The following is a 22,440-nucleotide window of genomic DNA, read 5'->3' as shown; positions in this document are numbered from 1 at the left end:
GGCAAATATTCGCTCCAATTCGCACCCCGAGTCAAGATGTGAATCGCCTAAAACAAAAAAGGCTTCTCGCTGCACTGCGAAAAGCCTTTAAAATTCATATAGTTATTTATATTGGGAAATCGCTCAGAGCTTGAGCAATTGCTCAGCCGTCGTCTCGTTGGTGATCAGGCAATTGACAAATTTGCCGTTCAACGCTCCCAGCATGGCCGGCACCTTGCCGTCACCCGCCGCAATTCCGTAAACCGGTTTCTCTCCGGCCGGCAGCAGGGGGGCACTGGCTACCAGGTCATTGGTAAGTCCTTCGACCAGCGCGCCTTTTCGGTCGTAGACCCAGCTCGTAATCTCGCCGATGGCACCAGCTTTCTCCAGTGCGCGCATTTCGTCGTGACTGACGAATCCGTCGACCGTCAGTGGTGCAGTCGGTCCCATGTTGCCGATACCCACGAAAGTAACGTCCGCCTGCCGGATGAGATCGAGGATATTGTGCACCGCTTCCTGATTATGCAGCAGTTGCAACTCCTCGCGGGAGCGGGCGAAGACGGGCAGCGGCATCGGGTAGTGCCGGGCATTGATGCGGTCGGCAAGCCGGATGATGACGTTGTAGGCCGAGGCCGAGCCGTCCGACATCATGTTGCCCAGAAGCGAGACGATGCGGTGCTGCGGACAGTCCATCATCGGCAATTGATCCACCGAAGCGCGCAAGGTGCGGCCCGTGCCGTAGGCGATGATCTTGGGTTTCTGGGAGCGGAAATGACGTTCCATCTCGGTGGCGGCCGCCTGGGCAATGCCGACCGTGGAGGACGGGGCATCCGGGTCGCTGGGAACCACTTCGCAGCTCTGCAGGCCAAAGCGTTCCGTCAGGCGGGTGCTCAGTTCCATGCAGTTGGCGATCGGGTGGTCGAGCCGCACCTTGATCAGCCGTTCACTGACAGCAAGCGAAACCAGCCGCTGTGCCGATTGGCGGGACACGCCGAGCTTGCGGGCGATCTCGTCCTGGGTGTTGCCGGCAACATAGTATAACCAGCCGGCGCGGGCGGCGTCATCGAGACGGGATGCCTCGGCAGGAATTTTCTGTTTCATCTTAGTTGCCGTTGTTCTTCAGATCCGGCCTAAGCTGAAAGAATTCGCCGAAAGATGCAAACAGTTGCGCGGCACCCGCAGTGGCAGTGGCCGAATTCAGAAGGCCGGAAAGGTGCGAACCGCCAATGAAACGGTAGACTGCCATACCGGCGGCAAGCCCTGCCTTGATGCCGTTTTCGCTGTCCTCAATCACCAGGCAGCGCTCCGGTGCGACGCCATGTTTTTCTGCCGCCAGCAGGAACAGGTCCGGCGCGGGTTTGCCGTGAGCGACCTCGGAAGCCGTGGTGGTCCGGCCGGCAAAGAGATCCGTCAGCCCGGTTATCTCCAGCGATCTGGCGAGCCGCGGCGGGCTGGAACTGGTCGCAAGGCAATAGTCCACGCCAAGGTTCTCGATCGCCTCCCGCACGCCGTCGATCGGTCTGAGCTCCGCTTCAAAGGCGCTGAGAAGGCTTGCCCGGTAGGCGGTTTCGAATTCCGGCGGCAGGTCGACACCGAATTCCTTGCGGATCTGCTGCAGGACAACCGGATAGCTTCGACCCAGGAAATGGTGAGCGACGTAGTCCATGGTGATGTGGACGTTCCGCGTCGCGAGTTCTGCCACCAGCATGCGCGCGCTGATGACTTCGCTGTCGATGAGAACACCGTCGCAGTCGAAGATGACTAGGTCGATTGGCTGATTCAAACTCGGGGTTCCTGCCGATTGGAAAGTTAAAACGAGCGACCTCATCCTGAGGAGGCGCGCAAGCGCCGTCTCGAAGGATGGGCCGCTTGCTCAGGAGTATGAAGCCCATCCTTCGAGACGGACCTGGCGGTCCTCCTCAGGATGAGGGCGGTGCAGAGAGCACGGCCGACAGAGAGGCACGCCGTTCCGGTCTCGTCAACCGAACCAGCGCTTCAGCCATCGGCGGAAGCCGCTCGTGGCTTCGCTCGCGCGACGATGGGCGCTGGCGCGGGCCTGCTCGGCGCTATCACCGACATCGTCCATGAAGTCGTCGATACCGTCGACCACCGGGTCGATCCGGCGTTTCTTGAAGGCGTTGACGGTCTTGATGATCAGATAGGCGAGGGCGACAAGCACCACGACGAACAGGATATTGAACCAGGGGATCAGGAAGACATCCGGTCCGGAGACAACCTCGATGCTGATGGCATTGGGAAAGATCGTGAACAGCTCCACACGCCAGCCATAGTGGGTGACGGCGATCCAGACATCATCGCTTTTCTTGGCCAGATCCTGCGCCTGGGCGGTGATGTTGCTGCTGTCGAACTTGAAATAGGGCGGCCAGCCCCAGTCGGTGTCTTCGTTGCGGTAGACCCTTGGCTTGCCGTTCGGCCAGACCGTGTTGATGAAGCGGACGTCCCTTGTCCAGTTCTTGTTGGTACCTGCATCGGGGGCGGCCCAGAAGAGCGACGAAGCGCCGATGTCCATGCGCTTGACGTCGGTGCCGACGATCCGAACCACATCACGTCCCGGCAACGTGTAATGGAGGAAGGCGACAAGGATCAGCAGAAGCGGAATGCCGATTATCCATTTGATCCACTTCATTGTACCCCGTCCTCGCCGTCTTGTTCCCCGGGGATTGCACCCCACGGCCCCATGTTCCTGCCGAAGCCGTAGTCGGCCTGGTCTTCTTCCGCCATGGCGGCCTCCGGTCCGAATAGCTCCAGCCGCGTGCCGACCTTGTCGACCATATATTCTTCGGCAAGGAACTGGACCGCGTAGTTCTTCTTGGCTTCGCTCCAGCTTCGGTAATGACCGTAGAATGCGTCCTTGTGACAAATGAAAAGCTGGCGGAAGTCAAGCGGTGTCAATTCGGACAGCAGCATGTTGACCAGGTTCTTGTCGCGGTGATTGCGCGAGCGAAGCAGATAGAAATAGGCCGCGTTTTCCGGTTCGACCCACAGCTTGTCGTCTTTCAGCTCCAGTCTGTGCACGATGTCGTTGAGGGCGTGATATTCCGCGGGGAGCTGCTGGTGATACTTGCGTCTCAAAGCGCGCAGGTCGCGCCGCGAGACGTCCGACAGATCCTCGCCCTGGCTGGCGGCCGTGTCGATGACGATGAAGTCCAGTTTCTGTTTCAAAAGGCTCTTGGCGATGCTGCCGCCTGCATCGAGGATAGGCTCCACCAACTGGTTTCGATTGAGGAAATCGGCCACCTCGTAGCGGTCTTCCAGGCTGAAGAGATGCTTCACGGGCAGGTCGACGACAATGTCCATGCGCCTGGAGGCGATGCATGCGGTTTCCTTCACATCGCGAAAGATGTAGAGGCCGCCGAAATGGGAGGTATGGAAATTTCCCTGCTCATAGCTTTTCGAACTGATCGCCAAGGGGGTGCGGATGATGTCGCCGGTGTGCTTGGAAAGCTCGATCATGTCCGCGATCAGCACATCGTCCCACCAGCCGTCGGGCTCGCTCATGAACGCTTCGATCTTGTCGGTCAGTTCGTCACCTGCTTCGGAATGCCCGCCGACGGTGTCCGCCTCCACCTCGATGGCCCTGATATAAAACAGATCCTGCGGCGAGGTGATGGAATAGATCGAGTTGACCAGTTCACCGACGACGCAATCGCGGATCGACAGCGCAAAGAGCTGTTCCTCATTGTCCTCGATGAAGCGTTTCAGGATCGAACGCGACGTGGAGAACCGCGCGTTCAGCAGCGGTGCGGTCTTCTGTTCGATCGACAGCAGAATGAACTGCCGGTTGCAGCCGTGCGGATTGAGGTAGTGGATGTCGTCCAGCTCGTCGCCGATCTCCGGCGAAAATCCGGAGATATCGACGTGAAAGGCGTCGAGCGCCGTTCGCTTGCCGGTCAGGTGTTCCAGCGCGCGGTTGTAGCGGGCCACCATGGACGGTGCGGAGACCTCGTAGAGGTTGCCGAACATCAAACCATGTTTGACGAGCCTCATCATGTGCGCGTGATTTCCATGTAGCGGCGCTTGGCTTCTTCCATGCGCTGCATCTCACGCACGGCATTGTCGATGGCAACCTCGTCCGACTTGTCCGCATAGCGGAATTCGCTGTCCGCGTAGCGGTTGATTTCCTGGATGACCATATCAACGGTGATCGGCTGCGCCAGGTCGGCGATCATAGCCTTCTTGGTCTCGTAGTCCTTGAACAGGAACAGTTCCGGATCTTCCATCCAGGCATCCGGCAATTCGAAGTCCATCGCCCGCACTTTCACGGCATCGGTGATGTTCTTGATCGCCCGGCCGGTGAAACGTTCGTCCGCTTGCTGGATGGCCTTCAGGTAGGTCCCGAGCTTGGCGATCGTGTCCAGGTCACCGATTTCAGCCCGCACGTTGTCGAACACCTTTGTCAGCGCATCTTCCTGTGGCCGGGAGTGACGCTCGTAGGACGCCGCAACGGCCTTCTTCAGGGCCTGGGCCTCGAAAAGATCATGGTCGCCGACTGGAATCGAGTGGTTCTTGCCCATCAGCAGATGCAGGATGTCGATGTAGTCCTCGCGGCTTTGCGGGCCGTCGACCAGGAAGCGGGCGCCGGCGCGCTGACGCAGGGCGTCATCGACGTTCTCCGGATAGTTGGAGAACATGCCGAACGTGCAGTTGCCGCGCACCACAGTGTTGGCGCCGGCAAAGCTCTCCATCAGGACCGCTGTAATTTCGAGCTGGCCGGCGGAGGACTGGCGATCGCCGCGCTTGCCGGCAAGCTGGTCTATGTCGTCGATGGTGCCGAAACCGATCACATTCGGGTCGGTGACATTGCGTATGAAGGCCTTGGCATTCTGGGCAGACTTGCCCTGGTAGCTGTCGATGCTCTCTGTGGAGAGGTTCTGGTAGCGGAACGGATAGCCGGCGACCTGACAATAGTCGTTGACCATGCCGGCCATCATCTGGATCAGGGTTGTCTTGCCGGTGCCCGGTTTGCCGTCGCCCATGAAGGTGAAGATGAAGCCGCCGAGTTCCGCGAACGGGTTGAGCTTGCGGTCGAAATCGTAGGCCATCAGCATCTTGGCAAGCTTCATCGCCTGGTATTTGGCGATGTGGTTGCCGACGACTTCTTCCGGCTTCTTGAACGCCATGGCGAGCGTGGTCGAGTGCGTGTGTGCAGAAGGCGTGAAGCCGGTGATCTCGAAATTGTCCGCTTCCACGCGGTAGCGGCTTTCCGAGAATGCCTGAAGCACGCTGACGCCTTCCGCGCGTAGTGTCACCTTTTCCATCAGCTGTTCGCAGAAGGACGTCACCAGGCCGATCAACTGGGCATCGGTTTCAATCGCGGCGGCGGCAATTTCCTGGTCCAGCTCCCAGAGAACACCATGAAGGGCGAGCTGGTCGTTGTCGAAAAGGATTTCCTCGACGTCGCCGCACTGGACTTCGGTTTCACCGGTTTCGGCTGAGAGCCCCGACAGGAGGAAGTCCGTCATGTTGGCAAAGACGTGCAGCGCAATCATGGCCGTTGCCGACAGAAGATCCTGGAACCGCATCTTCTGCGAGGCGTCCAGCGTTCCGGCAAGGTTGGCGCGCTTTAGCTCGGCAAGGCCGGTCTGGTCGGCAAACTGGTCGGACGCCACCTGGGCGACAGCCAGCGCCCGGCGCAGGGACCGCAGAACGCTCGCCTGAAGCGGGGTGGTCAGAGCATCGTCGTCGCATTCCAGAATGCGGTTTGAAAGCTGCACACCTTCGGGACGGGCCGTGGAGCGGGTGACGAGGCCAGGCGTCGTGGAGCGGAACCTCCGGCGGGCGCCCAGGCCGGGTGAACGGTCCTGTGCAACGGGCATATCCGACTTCTTGGCGATCCGCGGGGTGTGGTCGAAGCCCTGGAGCATTGCTTCCGCAAAGGCGTATTTCTCGCGGATCTTGTCTTCTTTCAGTTCCATGAGGTCGTTGGAAAGGGTCACGCGAAAAACCTATTTGTAACTGAGGATCTTGCCCGAAGGGCTGACGACATACTTGCGGATATTGGCAAAGCCCGGCGGGTTTCGCTCTTCCAGAATTTGATAAGGCCGCTGCGGCAGGATCAGCGATCGCTGCTGGTGTGTATGGCCTGCGACTTCCTGTGATGCCGGATTGTGTGCCGACAGCGGATCGAGTTGGTAGATCTGCCGCTCGACCGACGAAAAGAAGCCTGCGGATTCGAACTCGGAGCCGGAGGCGACCAGGGTTTCGGTCGTCCAGGCCAGGGCCCAGTCTTCTCCAGGACGACCGGCAGCTTCGGCCAGGACGTCGCGCAGCGGACCGGACTGTTGGGTAAAGGTGTGGCTGTACATCGGCCCCAGAAAGAACCGGCGCAGGCGCTTGGGATGCAGGTCATCGAAGTCGCGGTCGAAGCCGCGGGCGATTGTCACCAGCTTCAGGGACGCCGAGGATTGGGCGGTCAGATGGCTCTGGACGCGCGGCCAGCGGCGCTCGTCCTTGGCCAGAGGCCACTTGCCGCTGTCTTCCAGGTCGAGAATGTAGATCAGCGGAATGTTCTGCTGACTGTCATAGACGGCCCAATGCACCCTGTAGAGGCGGCGGTTGTCGACGACGTTGCCCATCCAGGCCAGACGTGGGTCGTTCCGTGCCCAGAACAGGTCGCCCTTGGCGAGCTCTTCGTAATACTGGCGCTGGGAGGCGGCAAACTGCAGGTTGGTCGGCGACGACTGTTCACGCAGGATATGGTTGACCATCTCCAGCTTGAGTTCGCGCATTGCCGGCAGCGACCGTAAATGCTTGTCCGCCTGCATGGCGTCGTTCGCCATCTGCAGCAGCTCCTGATAGATCGGGAAGCCGCTGTCCTGACGGTCGATGTTCAAAAGCGAGGGCAGCATGTCCGACACGCGGCCCGCCAGCAGATATTTGTAGGAAAGCGCCGTGAAGGTTCCCGACAGCGCTTCCAGGTACTCTTTCAGAACCGGTATTTCCGAGGCGAGCGCAGTGTTCTCGTTGATGACGCTTTCCGCCACCCCTTGCAAATGCGAGATGATCCGCTCGAACTTGGCGAAGTAGCGCCGTGTTTCATGCGCTTCTTCCAGGGTTCTGTGGTCCAGGGTCAGATCCACGGTTCAGACCCTCAGGCCCCGTACGTGTTCTTGTCGTGCTTCTCGACGATCTGCTGGAACCGGCGCGCGAAACGCTCGTCCGACTTGGCCTTTTCCTCCAGCACCTTGCGGGCGAACACCATGTGGTCCTCATGGGCTTCCATCATGTCGGCCATGCGCTGGTTGGTTGCCGAGCCGATGGCGGCCATGGCGGACTGGGCTTCCTTGTCGGTGGCCACGCCGATCTCGTTGATCTTGTGGGCGATATCCTGCTGCTGGGCCGTCTTGAGGGATTTCACAAGCGCATCGTAGAGCACGACGCGCTGCTTTGTGTCCGTCTGCAGCTTGTTGATCAGCACCATCTGGGTAGCCGCCTGGTTCTGAAGGCTGTCGACCCAGGTCTTGCCCTTTTCGATGTAGCGTTCCAGCGTCTGGCTCTCGGCCAGCTTGACCTGCTCTTCCTGGGCCAGGCGGTTGTATTCGGCATTCATCTCCGCCAGCTGGCTCTCCAGCTTGGTGCGCTCGGAGGCATCGGTTTCCACGGAAATCTTGTTTTCCAGAGCAATCACGTCCGGATCCATGGCCACAAGCTTGGCCTTGATTTCCTCCAGCGTGCCGACAGTCTGTTCGCGCTGGCTCAGTGTTTCGCTGAGGTTGGTTTCCACGCGCTTGGAATGTTCGTTCAGCGTGTTGAGCTGCTCCTGCAGCAGCTGTCCGATGACATTGGACTTGGTGATCAGGTCCTGCAGCTTGTCGTCGATGCTGGCGGAGCGCATGCGTTCCTGGCGGATGCTGTCGGAGCGCTGCTTGGAAAAGATGCCGATGAAGCTTTCCCATCCGGTCTTCGTGCGCATGGCATCGAAGTCCTTGGAGAAGGTCGCGGTGACATCGTCAAGACCCATGATGAGCTCGGCGATGTTGGCGCCCATGAGCTCGGTGTGCTTGTGAACATCGTCCAGGGACGCGTTCTCGATGTCGATGGAAATGTCCTGCCCGGTGTCCAGCTTGGACTTCGCGGTTTCGATCTTCGAGGTCAGCTCGTCGATCTTCTGCCTCGCGGCGGCAACTTCCTTTTTCGACTTTTCAATCTGAGCGCTGAAATCCGCCATGGGCCCCTTCCGGATAAAATTTTTTCAAAGTGATTCTTATTTAGCAAGTCTTCTTGGAAATACAATTACAACGCGCTTGCCGAAACGTCATGGTTCCACATGCTTGCGGCGTGTTTCGTGGACGGCGTGAAGCGGCTCAGTCTTGAAGACGGCCGGGGAAGCCGATGCTGGATGCCCGTTGTACCCGCAGCCAGAGTTGTCCGTCGAAGGCCTTCCTGTCGAGAAAATCCACACGAAGTCCAAGACTGGTGCACTCGGTGTCGATCCAGGACTTGCTGTGGCGAACGATCCCCGGTTCATCGGAAACATGGCTTGTGCCGACCCATGCTGTGCCGTTGTAGTCCTCTTCCGGGGACTTCGCAGGGAGGTAGGAAACGAGGAAAACCGCATTCTCGTTCGAGTTCTGGAGAAAACCCTCCAGCATCGTGCGGATATGAGACTTGCTGCAATGGGTCCAGATGGACCCCGCCAGAACCATGTCGAACTTTTTACCGAACACGGACAGGTCGAATTCGGCATTGTGGTCGAAACGCGGCTGTCTTTGTCGAAGGACCTGATCATCAAACAACAGATCAAGTCCCCAACGCACCCTGTCGCGGTGCGGTTCGATACCGCAGTAGTTTTGCTCTCCAAGAAAGGGAATCAGCCAGTAGGCGGTCCGCAGACAACCGCAGCCGATTTCCAGCACGCTCGTTTCGGGCGACAAGCCTTCGCGCAGGAGTTCTGCGAATTGACGTCTGCCACCTTCATCGAAGGTCTGGGTCGGCACGCCAAGAAATCCGTGGTCGAGCGCCATCTTCTCGCCAAGGCGCTGGACGTTTGTTTTTTGCTGATCCGATGCTGTCTTCATTGCCTTGTCTGTCTGCCCGCAACACGTTCCGTGTGAAGGTGTCAGGTCTCGCGGTTCGTGGTGTTTGTCCTGTCGTAACAGGACGGGAACGGGCATGTGGACTACCGCGAAACAGCACCTGCGGCAAAGGCGTATTTGAAAGCTTTTGACCTTTCACGTCGTCAACGGCTATGCCATTGTTCCGCAGACCTGATCTTCAAAAACAACAACAACAGCCCCGTCAAATCACATGAGCCAATCCGAAACGCCAGAAGAACGTTTTCCCGACGTGCTTTTTTACAATGCCTCACTCACGGAGGTGCAGGAAAACGTCACAATAGGACCCGGTACACGTGTCGGTTCCATGACGATAATTCACAAGAATGCAAGCATTGGTTCTGGAACTACTATCGGGTCGCATTGCAATATTTGCGAATGTGTCATTGGCGATAACGTTTCCATTCAGACCGGCTGCCATATTACACGTGGGGTTACTGTTGAAGATGACGTCTTCATCGGCCCGCAAGTCGTCACGCTCAACGACAAGCTGAAAGGCGGACCGATGGTCTATCCCTATATCGAGCGCGGAGCGAAGATCGGTGGTGGCAGCCGCATTCTTCCAGGTGTTCGTGTCGGTGCAAATGCAGTTGTCGGTGCCGGCAGTGTTGTAACCAGGGACGTTCCTCCGGGTGCTCTCGTGGTTGGTAATCCGGCTCGTGTCAGATCCGACGGACAGGACAGGCAAGCTCAGAAATCCCCATGAAGGACCTGATCCTGAACCTTGCACCCACGGGTATGGTGCCGACCCGTGCCATGTCGTCGGCCGTGCCGCTGTCGCCGGACGAGATCATCGCCGACTGCCGCCTGTGTGCGGACCTTGGCGCGACGATCCTGCACATTCATGCAAGAGACGAGGATTGCCGGCCAACATTCCGGAAAGACATATACGCGCGGATCATCGCAGGTATCCGGGAAACGCATCCGGATGTGATCATCTGCGTGTCCCTCAGCGGTCGGAACTTCCCGGAGTTCGAACAACGTTCAGACCCCTTGCTGCTGACAGGGGACCTCAGGCCTGACATGGCCAGCCTCACGCTGTCCTCGCTGAACTTTGCCCGCACCGAAAGTATCAATGCACCGGACATGGTTGTCCGCCTTGCAAAGACCATGGAAGACCGCGGCATTCGTCCCGAGCTGGAGGTCTTCGATGCGGGCATGGTGAACTACGCCAGGTATCTTGCAGACCGCGGGATATTGAAGCCTCCCTTCTATTTCAACGTGCTGCTCGGAAATCTCAGCAGTGCACAGGTAACGCCCTTGCATCTGGCGGCGATCACGCAGGATCTGCCTCCAGAATCCGTCTGGTGTGCAGGTGGGATCGGCGAAGGCCAGCTTGCCGCCAACACGCTGGGGCTCTTGTTCGGAAACGGTGTGCGAACCGGTCTGGAGGATTTTCTGTGGCTTGACGCGGACAGAACGCGACCGGCTACGAACGAGAAACTGGTTAGCCGGGTAAGCGAACTCTGCACGCTCCTTGGCAAGCGGTTTGCCTCTGCCTCGCAGGTTCGCGAAGCGCTCGGGATGACGCGTCATGCAGGCTGACCGTCGTCCGCTCCGGATCCTGATGACGAACAACACGCTGGATCAACCAGCCGGGTCGGAGCTTTATCTCAGGGATCTGGCGCTGTCCCTCATGCGGCGCGGGCACTTCCCGGTTGCTTACAGCCAGAGCCTTGGCCCGGTTGCTGACCGTCTCCGAGCGGCGACCATTCCTGTCGTTGACGACCTGCGGGACCTGTCCGCGGTGCCCGATGTGATCCACGGGCAGCATCATCTGGAAACGATGACGGCCGCGCTTCGTTTTCCGCAAGTGCCGGTCACCTATACCTGTCACGGCTGGATTCCCTGGCAGGAATGGCCACCGGTCTTCCCGAACATCCTGCACTATGTCGCGGTTGATGACCTGTGCCGGGAACGTCTTCTGACGAGTGCGGGCGTATCGGCTGACCAGATCTCGGTCCTGCATAATTTTGTCGATCTCGACCGCTTCAGAAAGGTGCGGGACCTTCCGGACAAGCCGAAGTCCGCACTTGTCTTCAGCAATTCTGCGGCTCAGGTCCCGAAGGCTATACGCGACGCTTGCACCCGCATGGGTATCGAGCGCGTCGATATCGTTGGACAGAACTCCGGCCGCTCCGCCGCGCACCCGGAGACCATCCTGGCGGACTATGACGTTGTCTTTGCAAAGGCGCGCGCTGCAATCGAGGCAATGGCATCCGGATGTGCCGTTGTCGTCATGGATTACGGTCAACTTGGCGGGCTTGTCAGTTCCTCCAATCTGCAAAGCATGCGTGGATTGAATTTCGGCATCCGAACCTTGCAGAACCAGCTTTTGCATCAGGACAAGATCGAGCGTGAACTGGAGCGTTACGACGCATCGGATGCGCGCGCGGTGACACAGTGGATCAGGGCGAATGCCGGCCTGGAAGCAGCCGTGGATCGATGGCTGGAAATCTACTACAGGACCATTGAATGCTGGAGTGATGTTGCCGTGACGCTGCACGATGGCGAGAGACTGACCTCCGCATCGCGCTATGTCAGTCAGCTTGCACCGCGGGTGAAGGCAAGGGAACAGGCGGAACATTGTAAAAACCTGGCCGATGCAGACCTCAGGGCGGCGAAAGCTCAGTTGGAGCGGGATACGGCAGTTGCTGCCAACAATGATGCGCGGCACAAGGCGAGGATCGCTGAACTGGAAAGAGAAGTGCAGGGCCTGAAGAGGGAACTGGAAAGACACAGATTTCCAGGATTGGCTGTCCGGATGGCCTGGCAGGGGTTCGAGAAGCAGGTTCTCAAACGGTGCCGCCGGCAGATAGCGTCCTTCAGGAAGCCGAAATCGTGACCCTGCATCTTGCCGAAATTGTCTCCGAGGAACCATTGCGCGTGCTGCTGGTTGGCCTTGGCAAGATGGGCCAGCTCCATATGGAATGCCTGTCCAAAATGCCCGGCGTTTCTCTTGTCGGTATCGTCGATGAAGACGAGGGCAAAGAGATTGCTGCAAACGGGATCCCGTTCGCGCGATCGATCGATGGTCTCGCCAACGAGTTTGCAGCTGCCGTTATTGCGGTTCCTGTCGAAAGGCATGCCGAGGCTGCCGTTCCGTTGCTCGCGCGCGGCATCGATTGCCTTGTCGAAAAACCTTTGTCCCTGTGCCCGGGAGAGATAGAGACGATGATTGCCGCGGCCCGCACCGGCGGCGCCAGGCTATCGGTCGCGCAGGTCGAACGTTTCAACCCGGCCATCGAAAGCACGATGGCCGCCTTGCGCAAGCGCTCGGGCAAGGTGCGTGTGCAACGGCTGTCCCGGATGCAAAGCGTTGCCGGCGGCCCGGACGTGATCGCCGACCTGATGGTGCATGATCTGGACTGGATCGTGAAACTCGAGGGAACAAGTGACTGCGAGATAACGGTGCTGGAGAGCCGCAGGACGGCTGGCTGCCTGGATCATGTCTGCTGCCGTCTCGGTTTTGGCGACAGGTCCTATGAGCTGGCTGCGGTTCATGGAGCCAGCGAACGGAAGCGCAGCCTTGACGTCAGGCTGGACGGAGGTGAAACGCGCTGTTTCGACCTTCTTGCATTGTCGCCCGACGGGCGGCCGGACCCACTGACGCGGCAGGCCGAAGTTTTTGTCATGAGCAGAGCAGGTGACGCGGCTGAACTGGCGACAGCTGAAGAGGCGCTCGCTGTACTTCGACTGTCGGACGCAATCAGACGATGCGCATTCGAGACCTCCAAGCTACCGGAAGGTGCGGCGTGAAGGTGATTGTTCCCTTCGCCGATGTGGTTGCCGAATGGCAACCTGTCCGGGCCAAGGCTCTGGAAGGTATCGACAGGGTGTTCTCACATGGGCGTTTTGTCGGCGGTCCGGAAATTGCCGAGCTGGAACAAAAACTTGCCGGAATAACTGGGGCAAGATTTGCAGTCGCCTGTGCTTCGGGAACGACGGCCCTGCAAATGGCCATGATGGCTCTCGGCATAGGGCCGGGTGATGAAGTCATTGTTCCGGACTTTACCTTCATCGCGCCAGCGGAAAGCGCTCTTGTGCTCGGTGCGGAGCCGGTTCTGGTAGACGTCCTGCACCCGTCCGGCCTGCTTGACCCGGATGAACTGGAAACAGCGATTTCCAGCCGCACCAAGGCCATCGTCGCGGTCTCGCTTTTTGGACTGCCTGCCAACTTCGAAGCCATCAATTCGATTGCCGCAAGGCACGGAATTCCAGTGATCGAAGACGCTGCCCAGAGCCTGGGGGCGGGGCTGGAAGACAGGCGGAGCGGCAATCTGGCGGGGCTCGGATGCACCAGTTTTTTTCCGACGAAGGTGCTCGGCGGGGCAGGGGACGGCGGAGCGGTCTTCACCAATGATGAAGTAATGGCCGGCGCGCTTCGCGAGATCCGTGACCATGGACAAGGCGGCAAGTACCATCACCTGCGGCTGGGTATGAACGGCAGGATGAGTTCGATCGCCGCCGCTGCCCTGCTGGCGCGGCTCGACCGTTTCAGCAAGGCGTTGGATCGTCGCCGCAGTATCGGTGAGCTATACGACAGGCTCCTCGAACCACTCCGGGAGACTGGTAGTTTGGATTTTGTCAGCAGTCCGGACATGGCAAGCAGTGCCCGTTCGCAATATGCCGTCGTTATGGAGGATCGCGAAGCGCTTGCCAGAGGTTTGCGCGAGGCAGGCATAGAAACGGCAGTTCATTATCCCGCTCCGCTGCACGACCAGCCGGTTCTGCAGCATTGCCGCCGGTCCGGTCGCCTCGAAACTGCGTCCATGCTGGCAAAAAGGATCCTGTGTCTGCCCATACATCCTGGCCTGGCGGATGAACAGGTGAACCTCACCGTGGAACGACTTGGCGCGCTCGTCCAAGCCTGAACACCCCACTCGTTCCCGTGGCTGATGTTGGTCAGGCCCCTGTAAAGTCCAGAAACCGGCGGCTGAACAATGGCCTTGCCTCGTGACGTGCGATGAGAAGATCGCGCCAGGCGGCGGGATAATCGTCCACGGCCAGCATGTCTGTCGTTTCGTGGTCGATGCCGGTGGCAACTTCGAGCAAGGCGTCCAGATCGCTGAGATCGGGTTTTGGAAGCGTATTGCTGCGGCATGCCTGCCACATTTCAGCATAAAGATCTTCCAGTTTCGAAACCAGAAGCGGCGTGTCGAAGAGGAGGCAGTCGTCCCGGCTCTCGGTCAGGCGTTGGCGAAGGTCCTGCAGTGCTTGGCGGTCCTTGCCGAGGTCTGCTGCGCGCTTCACGTAATCCTCCGGCGTCGGACAGACGAGCTCCTGAAGACCAGCGGCGGTGACCAGGCTCGCACAGACCCGTGCGGCGAAACATTTTCCGGCAATCGTGAGGACCGGCACGCCCATCCAGAGGGCATCTGAGGCGGTGGTATGGGCGCCATAGGGTGTGGTGTCGAGGAAGAGGTCGGCAAGCGGATAACGTGCCAGATGGTCGGGGTTGGCCATCTTCCCGGCAAAAACCAGCCTGTCCGGAGCAATGCCTGCCGCTTCGGCACAAGCCTTGAGACGCTGGTCGGTTTCCGTTCCGCCGGTCAGCAGCCAGAGAACGCTTCCCGGTACCCTCTTCAGGATGGCGAACCAGCGGTCCAGGCAGAACCGCGTGATCTTGTGGCTGCCGTTGAAGCAGCAGAACACCGTGCCATCTTCCGGCAGTCCGAAATCGGAGCGTTGCCAGATGCGCTCGGAAACGACGCGCTTGCGGTTGTTCGGCTGGTAGCAGGGCAGGCGCAGAACCTCTTCGGAATAATAGATCTCGTGGTCCTGCGGAATGATGATGTCGTCGGCGACGATATAGTGATGGAACGGGCTGGCCGTCGTGCCCGGAAAACCGAGCCAGTTGACGATGACCGGAGCCGGACGCAGTGCGACCAGCCGCGTGCGGCCTTCCCGGGTATAGCCGTTTACATCGATCAGGATCTGGATGCCGTCTTCGGCGATCAACCGTGCGGCAGCTTCCTCGTCGATGCCGGAAATGGTGCGCCAGTTGTCGGTGGTTTCCCGGAAATTCCGGCTGAGCGGATCATCCGCTGTCGGGCCGCAATCATAGGCGAAGACCTCGACCTTGGACCGCTCATGCAGGCCGAACACTTCCGCCATCAGGTGACCGACGGCATGTTCGCGAAGATCGGACGACAGGTAACCGATCCGCAGCGGGCCGTCGTGCTCCATGGCCTTTGGCCATGCCTTCATGGGGGCGGAGGGTATTCCGACGTCCTGGCGGCTGTAGTCGGCGCAAAGGCCAAGCTGAAACAGCGGGTCGTCGCTGAAGGCCGCGGCCGAAAGGGGCGACATGGCCCGCACCTGCTGTGAAGGCGTTACCCGTTCCAGCGGCTGCACCACCGGCCACTCGCACTGGCGCTGCCGAAGGGCAATGAAATGCTGCGCGACTTCCCGTTGGTGCGGGTCGAGTTCCAGGCTCTGGCGCAGCATGCTTTCGGCTAGAACATCCTGGTTGGCGGCTTCCAGTGTGCGGGCGATCTGGTTGAGGGCCGTCAGTCGAACGGAGAGCGAAGCCGGCGTCACCGCAAGGGTCTGTTCCAGCACTGTGTTCCACTGGCCAACCGCCGCGCCGATATCCCCCTGCTGTTCCAGAACACGACCGAGGTTGATATGGGCCGCATGAAAGCTCGGATTGAGGTTCAGCGCGCGCTCCAGGGTCTCGCGCGCAGCCGCCAGCTTGCCGGTTTCGGAAAACAGCACAGACTGGTTGAAAAGCACTGCATACAGCAGTGGGTCATCCGGGTTCTGTGCCACCCAGGTGCCATAGAGAACTTCCGCGGCACCAAAGGAGCCGTTGCCTTTCAGGGCCTCGGCCGCGCCGATGAGTTCAACGATCGACAGGCTGGTTTCATTTGCCATTCGTGGCGGTCCTGGGTGTGTCTGGTGAGTCGGAATGATGGCGCAAGGATCAGGAGACCGCTACAGCCATGGCGGCGATTTGCTCAGGTGTCATGGTCGCGATCTGTGTCTCTGTGAAGTGTCCGATCTGGTCAGCGTCGAGCGCTTCGATCGACTGCGGGCCGAGGGCTGCGATCGCCTGCGCGCTGAGCGAACGGATCTGGGTTCCTGTGAGGCCGGACAGCTGGGCGTAAGACATGGCTCCGATGCGTTCCGGTGCCAGGGCACCCAGCTGCGTGACCGTCAGCGCCCCGACCTGGCGCGAGGTCAGCGCTCCGAACTGGGTGGACGACAGGATCGAGATTTCACTGCTGGTCAGGTTGGAAACCTGGTTTGCGCTGAGGGAGGCGATCTGGGATGGGGTCAAAGCCGTGAATTGCGCGTTTGACAGGGCGCGCAACTGCACACGCACGAGACCGGCAAGTTGTGACGCGCTCATTTCGGCGATTTCATCCGGAGAAAGACCGGCCAGCGCGCTAGTGGAAATGGATCCGACCTGCGCAGCGCTCAAGCCGCTGATCTGGGTCAGGGTCAGCGCTTCGATCTGGTTTTCCGAAAGCCCCGCAATCGTCGACGGCAAAAGCGCACCGATCATGGTCGAGGTGAAGGCGGTGAACTGGTCTGCAGACAAGGCGCCAATCTGGGTTGCCGTCAGGCCGGAGACCGCCTCTCTGGCAAGAGCGAGAAGCTGTGCTGTCGCCAGACCACCGATCTGGTCCGCGCTCAGACCGGAGATCGCCGACGCCGACAGATATTCCATCTGCGAAGTAGAGAGCGAGCTCAGTTGCGACAGCGTGAGGCCGGCAATGGCGGTGGCGGTCAGGGCCTCCAGTCCGGTCGAACCGAGGGCGCCAAGCTGACCTGAGTTGAACTGGGAGAGCTGCGCTGCCGTCAGTCCCTTGATGCCGCTGGCCGAAAGGGCCGTAATCTGTGCGGGCTTGAGCGCGGCCAACTGGTCGGTGGTCAGGGAGGCGACCTGTGCCCCGGTCAGGCCGCCGGCTGCGGCTGGCGTCAAAAGGCCAATGCGTGTGCTGGAAAGGGAGGCGATCTGGCCGGTGCTCAGTCCGCTGAGCGCGGTGGCCGACAGTGCGCCGAATTGCGGATCTGTGAAGGTGGCAAGCGTCGTTGGGGAAAGCCCGGCAAGCGCTGCTCCGGACAATCCCTCGATCTGGCTGGTCGTCAGAGCTGTGAGTTGGTCTTCCGACAGTGCACTGATTTGTGCCGCACTCAGGCCGGAAACAGCATTTTGGGACAGGGCTGAAATCTGTCCTGTTGTCAGCGCGGCCAGTTGAGGGGCGGACAGGGCACCGGCTGCCGAGCTGGAAAGGCCACCCATCTCGATCAGCGACAATTGAGAGACCCGCAGTGGCGTCAGTGTGCCGATCTGCGTTGCCGTCAACGCTGCAGCCTGGGTGGCGGTCATGCTCGCCCATTGTCCGCCGGAGAAAGCTGCAAGGCTCGTTGCATCGAGTGCGGCAATCGTGGTTGTCGAAAGCCCGGCAACATGCTTTCCGCTGAACATGGCGAGCTGGCCGGCTGACAGCCAGGAGAATTGATCGGCCCCCAGACCGGACAGGCCGGAAGGTGTCAGCGCCGCAACCTGACGTGTGCCAAGCGCTCCGATCTGATCCTGGGTGAGCGCGCCGACTTGCGCTGCCGACAGCCCCGCAATCTGTGTCGTTGCCAGTCCGGCTATCGTTCCGCTTTCAAGGGACGCGATCTGCGCTGGTTTGAGAGCTGCGAGCTGACCGGCGGTCAATGCGGAAAACTGCTCCCCGGACAATCTGGAAAGCACGGCAGTGCCGCTTCCTGCCAGGGCGCCGGGAGCAAGCGCGGCGACCTGATCCGGATCGAACCGGGAGATCTGTTCCTGCGAAAGGCTCGAGAGGACCGTGGACGAAAGTCCGCCGATACCGGCTGTCGACATGGCCGCGATCTGATTGCCGGTGAGGGCGGCGGCCTGCTCAGTTGTCAGGGCACCTGTCTGCCTTGTCGTGAGGGCCTTTACCTGATGTGTGCTGAGGCTGGCGATCGTGCCCGGCGCCAGGCTTGAAATGACGCTCGTGGAGAGCCCTGATATCTGCTCGGAGGTCAGCGACAGCAGTTTGTCTGGGCCAAGCTGGTCTGCCTGGGTCGGGGTCAAACCGGCAAGGGCCTTCGAAGACAGGCCGGAGATCTGCTTGTCGGTAAGAGCACCCAGTTGCCCGGCACTCATGGCGCCGAGACCTTCGGCGGAAAGCCGCTGCATCTGCGTTTTCGACAGGCTCTCGATCTGCGTGGTCGATAGCGCTCCGACCTGATCGCCGTTCAGAAGGCCGATGGTGATTGCAGCGAGGCTGGATATCTGGCTGGTCGAGAGTGCGGAAACTGCTGCCGGAGCAAGGCCTTTCCAGGCTGCGGCTGAAAGCGCGTTCAATTGTGTTGTCGACAGGGAGGCGGTGGTAGCCGGGCTCAGGCCTGCAGCAGCGTCTCCGGAAATGGCGCTGACCTGGGTGGTCGTCAGCCCGGCAATCTGGCTGGTTGTGAAAGCGCCGATCTGATCAGCCGACAGCGATCCGATCTGCGTTCTCGTGAGCGCGCTGATCTGTGATGTGGAGAGGGAGGCGGTCTGTGTGGTGGTTAGTCCGGTCAGCGCCGCGGTGCTCAGACTGCTGATCTGCGACCGTGACAGCGCCGCCATCTGCTCACTCGAAAAGGCTTCAAGGGCTTCATCACCCAGGCCCGCAATTTGTGTGGTGCTCAGGGCCGCAAGCTGCTCGTTGGTGAGGGCGGCTGCCTGAGTGGCCTTGAGCGCGCCGATCGTTCCGGCGCCGAGGCTTTTCACCTGTGTTGCCGACAGGGCGGATATCTGACCGGTGCTGAAAGACTGGATCTGCGTGGTGGCGAGGCCCGCCATCGTCGTGCCGGTCAAGGCGGCCAGCTGGGCATCGCTCAAGGTTGCAATTGCGGTTCGGGTCAGGCCCTTGATCCCGGTGGCCGAAAGGGCTGCGGTTTGGGTGGTGGTCAGCGCTTCCACCTGTGCCGTTGTCAGGCGGGTCACCTGCGCCGCGTTGAAACTGGCGATCTGGGTTGCTGTCAGCGCCGCGATCTGATCCGGCACCAGCGCTTCGAACTGGGTTGCGTTCAAGGCCTTCAACTGAACTCCGGTCAGGCCGTTCAACTGGGCTGTTGTCAGGCCCGACACGTCGGAGGCGGAAAGACCTGCAAGACCTGTTGCAGACAATGCGCCGATCTGCTTGTCGCTCAGCGCCAGGATCTGCTCGGGCGACAGCGCATCGACCTGATCGTCGGTCAGGCCTTTCATCTGTGTTGTTGTCAGGGAGCCGAGTTGTGTCGTCGTCAGGGCGGCGATGGTCTCTTCACGCAGGCCACCGATCGCGGCTGCCGTCAGTTCGCCAAATTGCGCGTTCGACAGAGATCCGAGTTTGGTCGCCGTCACCGCCGCCATTTGTGTCTGGGTCAGGGCACGCAATTGCACGGAGCTGAACTGGGCCAGCTGGTCTGCGGACAATGCGGCGATCTGGGTTGCACCGAGAGATGCGGTCTGGGTGGCTGTCAGTCCGGCAATCTGGGTTTTCTCAAGCCCTGCAATAACGTCGCTGTTCAGGCCGGCAAGCCCGGACGTCGACAGCGAGCCGATCTGTTTGGCAGACAGCGCGGCCGCCTGGGTCGAAGACAGCACTTCGGTCTGGGTGCCGTCGAGGGCGCCTAGTGCGGCAGGTGCAAGGCTTGCCACCTGTGTTGTCGACAGGGAGGCAATCTGGTCCCGGGTCAGGCCCTTGGCCTGATTGGCGACAAGGGATGTGATCTGCGTTGTCGTGAAGGCGTCGAATTGCGCCGTACTCAACTGGCCGACGGCGGTGTTGGAAAGAGCTGAAACCTGTGTGTTGCTCAGCGCCGCAATCTGGTCCGGTGTCAGAGCAGCGATCTGGCCGGAGCCGAGGGACGAAATGCCGGCTGCCGAAAGGGCGTTCAGGCGCTCGCCCTGCAGGGCGGAAACCTGAGCATCCGTCAGGCCGGCGGTGTTGCCGGCAAGGGCTGCAATCTGGGTGGTGGACAACGCCTGGAACTGATCGGACGACAGCGATGAAACCGCCGATGCGGTCAGGCTTTTCACCTGTGCGCCGGTGAGAGCCGCCACTTGCGTTATCGACAGCGCTGCAAGCTGGTCCGTTCCAAGGGCGGCGATTGCCTGGCCCGAGAGACCGGCAATCTGGGTCGGGGCAAGCTGGCTGAGCTGGCTCGTCGAGAAAAACCCGATCTGGGAGGCGGTCAGGCCCGACAGGGCAGTGGCAGTCAGGCTTTCCAGCCTGTCTGGCGTCAGGGCCGCGATATGGCTTTCACTCAAACCGCGGATCTGCGCCGGGGCGAGATCGGCAAGTTGCGTGTTGCCGAGCGCCGTAAACTGCTCGGCACTCAGGCTTGCGAAGGCGGTTTCGGTCAGGCTCCGCAACTGGCTGGTCGACAGGTTCGACAGGAAGCTGCTCGACAGCGCTTCCATCTGCTCCGGTCCGAGCGCGGCAATCGTGGTGGTGGAAAAGCCCTTGATGGCTGTGCTGTTGAAGGCGGCGATCTGGTCGCTGCTGAGCTGGCGGATTGTCGTGCCATTCAGGGCTAGCGCCTGTGCATAGCCCATCGAGCCGATCTGCTCGGTGCTGAAAGTTCGGAGCTGTCCGGCGGAAAAGGCCCGCATCTGGGGAGCGGTCAGCGAGCGGACCTGCAGCGAGCCGAGTGCGCCGATCTGGGTTTCATCCAGTGCGGCGATCATTGTGGTGCCGATGCCGCGCACCTGGTTGACGCTCAAGGCGCCGATCTGGTCGGTCGACAGGGCGTCGAACTGGGTCTCGTTGAACCCTGCGATCACGAAACTGGACAGGGCGCTCAGGCGTGTGCCGGTAAGAAGCGCGATCTGGGTTTCTTTCAGCGCCTTGCCCTGGGTCGCGGTGATCGAGGTCAGTTGGGTCTCTGTCAGCGCCTTGAACTGGTCTTCGGAAAACAGCGACAGGTCGCCGGCGGTCAGTCCCTGGAATTGTGTGGTGGTCAGACTGGCGATGCGTGTCTCGCTGAGGCCGGAAATGACCTCGTTGTTGAGCGAGGTGATCTGCGTTGCCGAAAAAGACGCGAATTGGTCCGCAGTCAGGGAGGCGACCTGCTGAGCCCCGAGGGCAGCCACCGCCGTCCGGGTCAATTGACCGATCTGTGAGAAGTTCAGCGCGCCGAGCTGGGTCTCGTTCAGGTAACGCGTCTGGGTCTGGGTAAGGCCCTGGATCTGGGCCTTGCTGAAATTTGCGATCTGGGGAGCCGTCAGCGCACCGATCTGCGTGGTCGTCATGGCGCCGATGGAGGTTCCGGAAAAAAACCTGATCTGCCCGGGGCTGAAGGTCTGGATCTGGTCCTCGGAGAAGGACTGAACCTGCCTGGTCGACAGCACGGAGACCTGCTGGGCCGTGAGCCCGGCAAGCTGGGAGGACGTCAGCGCGGATATTTCCGGCAGCGTCAGCCCTTTCACCTGGGTGGTCGACAGCGTGCCGATATGGGTGGCGGTCAGGGCGCTGAACTGGGTCGTCGTCAGTGCGGCGATGCTCTGGCTGCTGAGGGCGCGGAACTGGGTGCTGGCGAGCGACAGCAGCGTGTCGACGCTGATCGCCTTCACCTGCGGCATCGTCAGGCTGCCCATATGGGTGGTCGTCAGCTGGCCGGATTGTTCCGCCGTCATTGCCGCAACCTGGTCCACGGTCAGATTGCGGAATTGCGACACGCTCAGCATGCCAAGCTGGGTGCTGGCCATGCCGGAAAACTGTTCCAGGCTCAGGCCCGCCACTCTCGCGGGTGAAAGCGCCTTCACCTGCAGGCTGGTCAGTGCGGAAATATCGTCATAGCCGAAATGCGAAAACTGGCTGTCGGAAAACCCGGCGAGGACGGATGTCGCAAAGCTCTTGACCTGACCGGGCGAAAACGCCTCGATCTGTGTTCCCGAAAGATCCTGGATCTGGGTGGCCGAAAGGGCGGCGATCTGGGGTGCCGTCAGTGCCTGCAACTCGCTCGCGGAAAAACCGGCAAGGTCCTCCGCCGTCAGTTGCCGGATCTGGGTAGTGGTCAGCGCGCGGATATGGTCCGCGTCGTCGGTGCTGACTTCCTGGTAGGTGATCGCATCGTAACTGGCGAGCGTCTGGGACGAGGTGAGGGTGCTGGTTCCAGATCCCGTCGTCGTTTGTCCGGAAGTTGTATCGGAAGATGGCTCCTCCGTGGCCGGAGACACCGACGAGCTTGCAGGTGAGACGTAGAAGGTTGCCGCGCTGGGCGTGGCGTTGATTGTCGTCACTTAAGGAGGTTCCAGAAAGCCCCATAGCGGGCCGAAGGCTGCTCAGCAACTTCCGTGCCAGTGCCTGTTTTTGCGAAAAACGCTGATTTCTCCTGTTGAATGGATGCCGGCTGTTGGTCGTGTCGGACAAAATCTGCCGCTGTCCCC

At 60.4% G+C, this 22,440-nt stretch carries 15 protein-coding genes; 5 read left to right on the top strand and 10 right to left on the bottom strand.

Features of this window, described 5'->3' with window-relative positions; translation table 11 throughout:
* Positions 1 to 123 precede the first annotated feature (123 nt).
* The 8 genes from J7447_RS14535 to J7447_RS14500 form a co-directional block, all read right to left on the bottom strand.
* Positions 124 to 1,080: a sugar-binding transcriptional regulator gene (locus J7447_RS14535; RefSeq protein WP_023003162.1), complete on the bottom strand. Its 957-nt coding sequence runs from the start codon at positions 1,078 to 1,080 to the stop codon at positions 124 to 126.
* 1 nt (position 1,081) lies between these two features.
* Positions 1,082 to 1,762: an HAD family hydrolase gene (locus J7447_RS14530; RefSeq protein WP_209170035.1), complete on the bottom strand. Its 681-nt coding sequence runs from the start codon at positions 1,760 to 1,762 to the stop codon at positions 1,082 to 1,084.
* Positions 1,763 to 1,957: 195 nt separating this feature from the next.
* Positions 1,958 to 2,626, bottom strand: a complete 669-nt coding sequence (locus J7447_RS14525; RefSeq protein ID WP_023003164.1) for a DUF1523 family protein — start codon at positions 2,624 to 2,626, stop codon at positions 1,958 to 1,960.
* Positions 2,623 to 3,990: a DUF6638 family protein gene (locus J7447_RS14520; protein WP_209170034.1), complete on the bottom strand. Its 1,368-nt coding sequence runs from the start codon at positions 3,988 to 3,990 to the stop codon at positions 2,623 to 2,625. Before J7447_RS14520 ends, J7447_RS14525 begins: the two co-directional genes overlap by 4 nt.
* A complete protein-coding gene (locus tag J7447_RS14515) occupies positions 3,987 to 5,936 on the bottom strand; it encodes an ATP-binding protein (RefSeq protein ID WP_353653796.1) in 1,950 nt (649 codons plus the stop codon). The genes J7447_RS14520 and J7447_RS14515 overlap by 4 nt, the downstream gene beginning before the upstream one ends.
* 9 nt (positions 5,937 to 5,945) lie before the next feature.
* Entirely contained in the window at positions 5,946 to 7,079 is a 1,134-nt protein-coding gene (locus J7447_RS14510) for a hypothetical protein (RefSeq protein WP_075281902.1), read from the bottom strand.
* Positions 7,080 to 7,090: 11 nt separating this feature from the next.
* Positions 7,091 to 8,167, bottom strand: coding sequence for a hypothetical protein (locus J7447_RS14505; RefSeq protein WP_023003168.1), 1,077 nt, complete (start codon positions 8,165 to 8,167; stop codon positions 7,091 to 7,093).
* A gap of 136 nt (positions 8,168 to 8,303) precedes the next feature.
* Complete coding sequence (locus tag J7447_RS14500) at positions 8,304 to 9,017, bottom strand: class I SAM-dependent methyltransferase (RefSeq protein ID WP_209170033.1); 714 nt, start codon at positions 9,015 to 9,017, stop codon at positions 8,304 to 8,306.
* Between the two features lie 343 nt (positions 9,018 to 9,360).
* Between J7447_RS14500 and J7447_RS14495 the strand changes: the two genes are divergently transcribed.
* From J7447_RS14495 to J7447_RS14475, 5 genes are read left to right on the top strand one after another with little or no spacing between them, the layout of a single operon-like run.
* Positions 9,361 to 9,759, top strand: a complete 399-nt coding sequence (locus J7447_RS14495; RefSeq protein WP_205838374.1) for an acyltransferase — start codon at positions 9,361 to 9,363, stop codon at positions 9,757 to 9,759.
* On the top strand, positions 9,756 to 10,598 hold the full coding sequence (locus J7447_RS14490; protein ID WP_209170032.1) for a 3-keto-5-aminohexanoate cleavage protein: 843 nt from the start codon (positions 9,756 to 9,758) through the stop codon (positions 10,596 to 10,598). Before J7447_RS14495 ends, J7447_RS14490 begins: the two co-directional genes overlap by 4 nt.
* Entirely contained in the window at positions 10,588 to 11,898 is a 1,311-nt protein-coding gene (locus J7447_RS14485; protein ID WP_209170031.1) for a glycosyltransferase, read from the top strand. The genes J7447_RS14490 and J7447_RS14485 overlap by 11 nt, the downstream gene beginning before the upstream one ends.
* Positions 11,895 to 12,812, top strand: a complete 918-nt coding sequence (locus J7447_RS14480; RefSeq protein ID WP_209170030.1) for a Gfo/Idh/MocA family oxidoreductase — start codon at positions 11,895 to 11,897, stop codon at positions 12,810 to 12,812. The genes J7447_RS14485 and J7447_RS14480 overlap by 4 nt, the downstream gene beginning before the upstream one ends.
* Entirely contained in the window at positions 12,809 to 13,927 is a 1,119-nt protein-coding gene (locus J7447_RS14475; protein WP_209170029.1) for a DegT/DnrJ/EryC1/StrS family aminotransferase, read from the top strand. The genes J7447_RS14480 and J7447_RS14475 overlap by 4 nt, the downstream gene beginning before the upstream one ends.
* Before the next feature lie 31 nt (positions 13,928 to 13,958).
* Here the strand turns inward: J7447_RS14475 and J7447_RS14470 are convergent, their stop codons facing one another.
* Both J7447_RS14470 and J7447_RS14465 read right to left on the bottom strand, forming a co-directional pair.
* Entirely contained in the window at positions 13,959 to 15,932 is a 1,974-nt protein-coding gene (locus tag J7447_RS14470; RefSeq protein ID WP_209170028.1) for a tetratricopeptide repeat protein, read from the bottom strand.
* A gap of 49 nt (positions 15,933 to 15,981) precedes the next feature.
* Entirely contained in the window at positions 15,982 to 22,293 is a 6,312-nt protein-coding gene (locus tag J7447_RS14465; RefSeq protein ID WP_209170027.1) for a hypothetical protein, read from the bottom strand.
* Positions 22,294 to 22,440: the final 147 nt, after the last annotated feature.

This window comes from Labrenzia sp. R5_0, from assembly GCF_017743835.1.
Classification (GTDB): domain Bacteria; phylum Pseudomonadota; class Alphaproteobacteria; order Rhizobiales; family Stappiaceae; genus Roseibium; species Roseibium algicola.
This window is presented reverse-complemented; position numbering and strand designations above follow the sequence as displayed.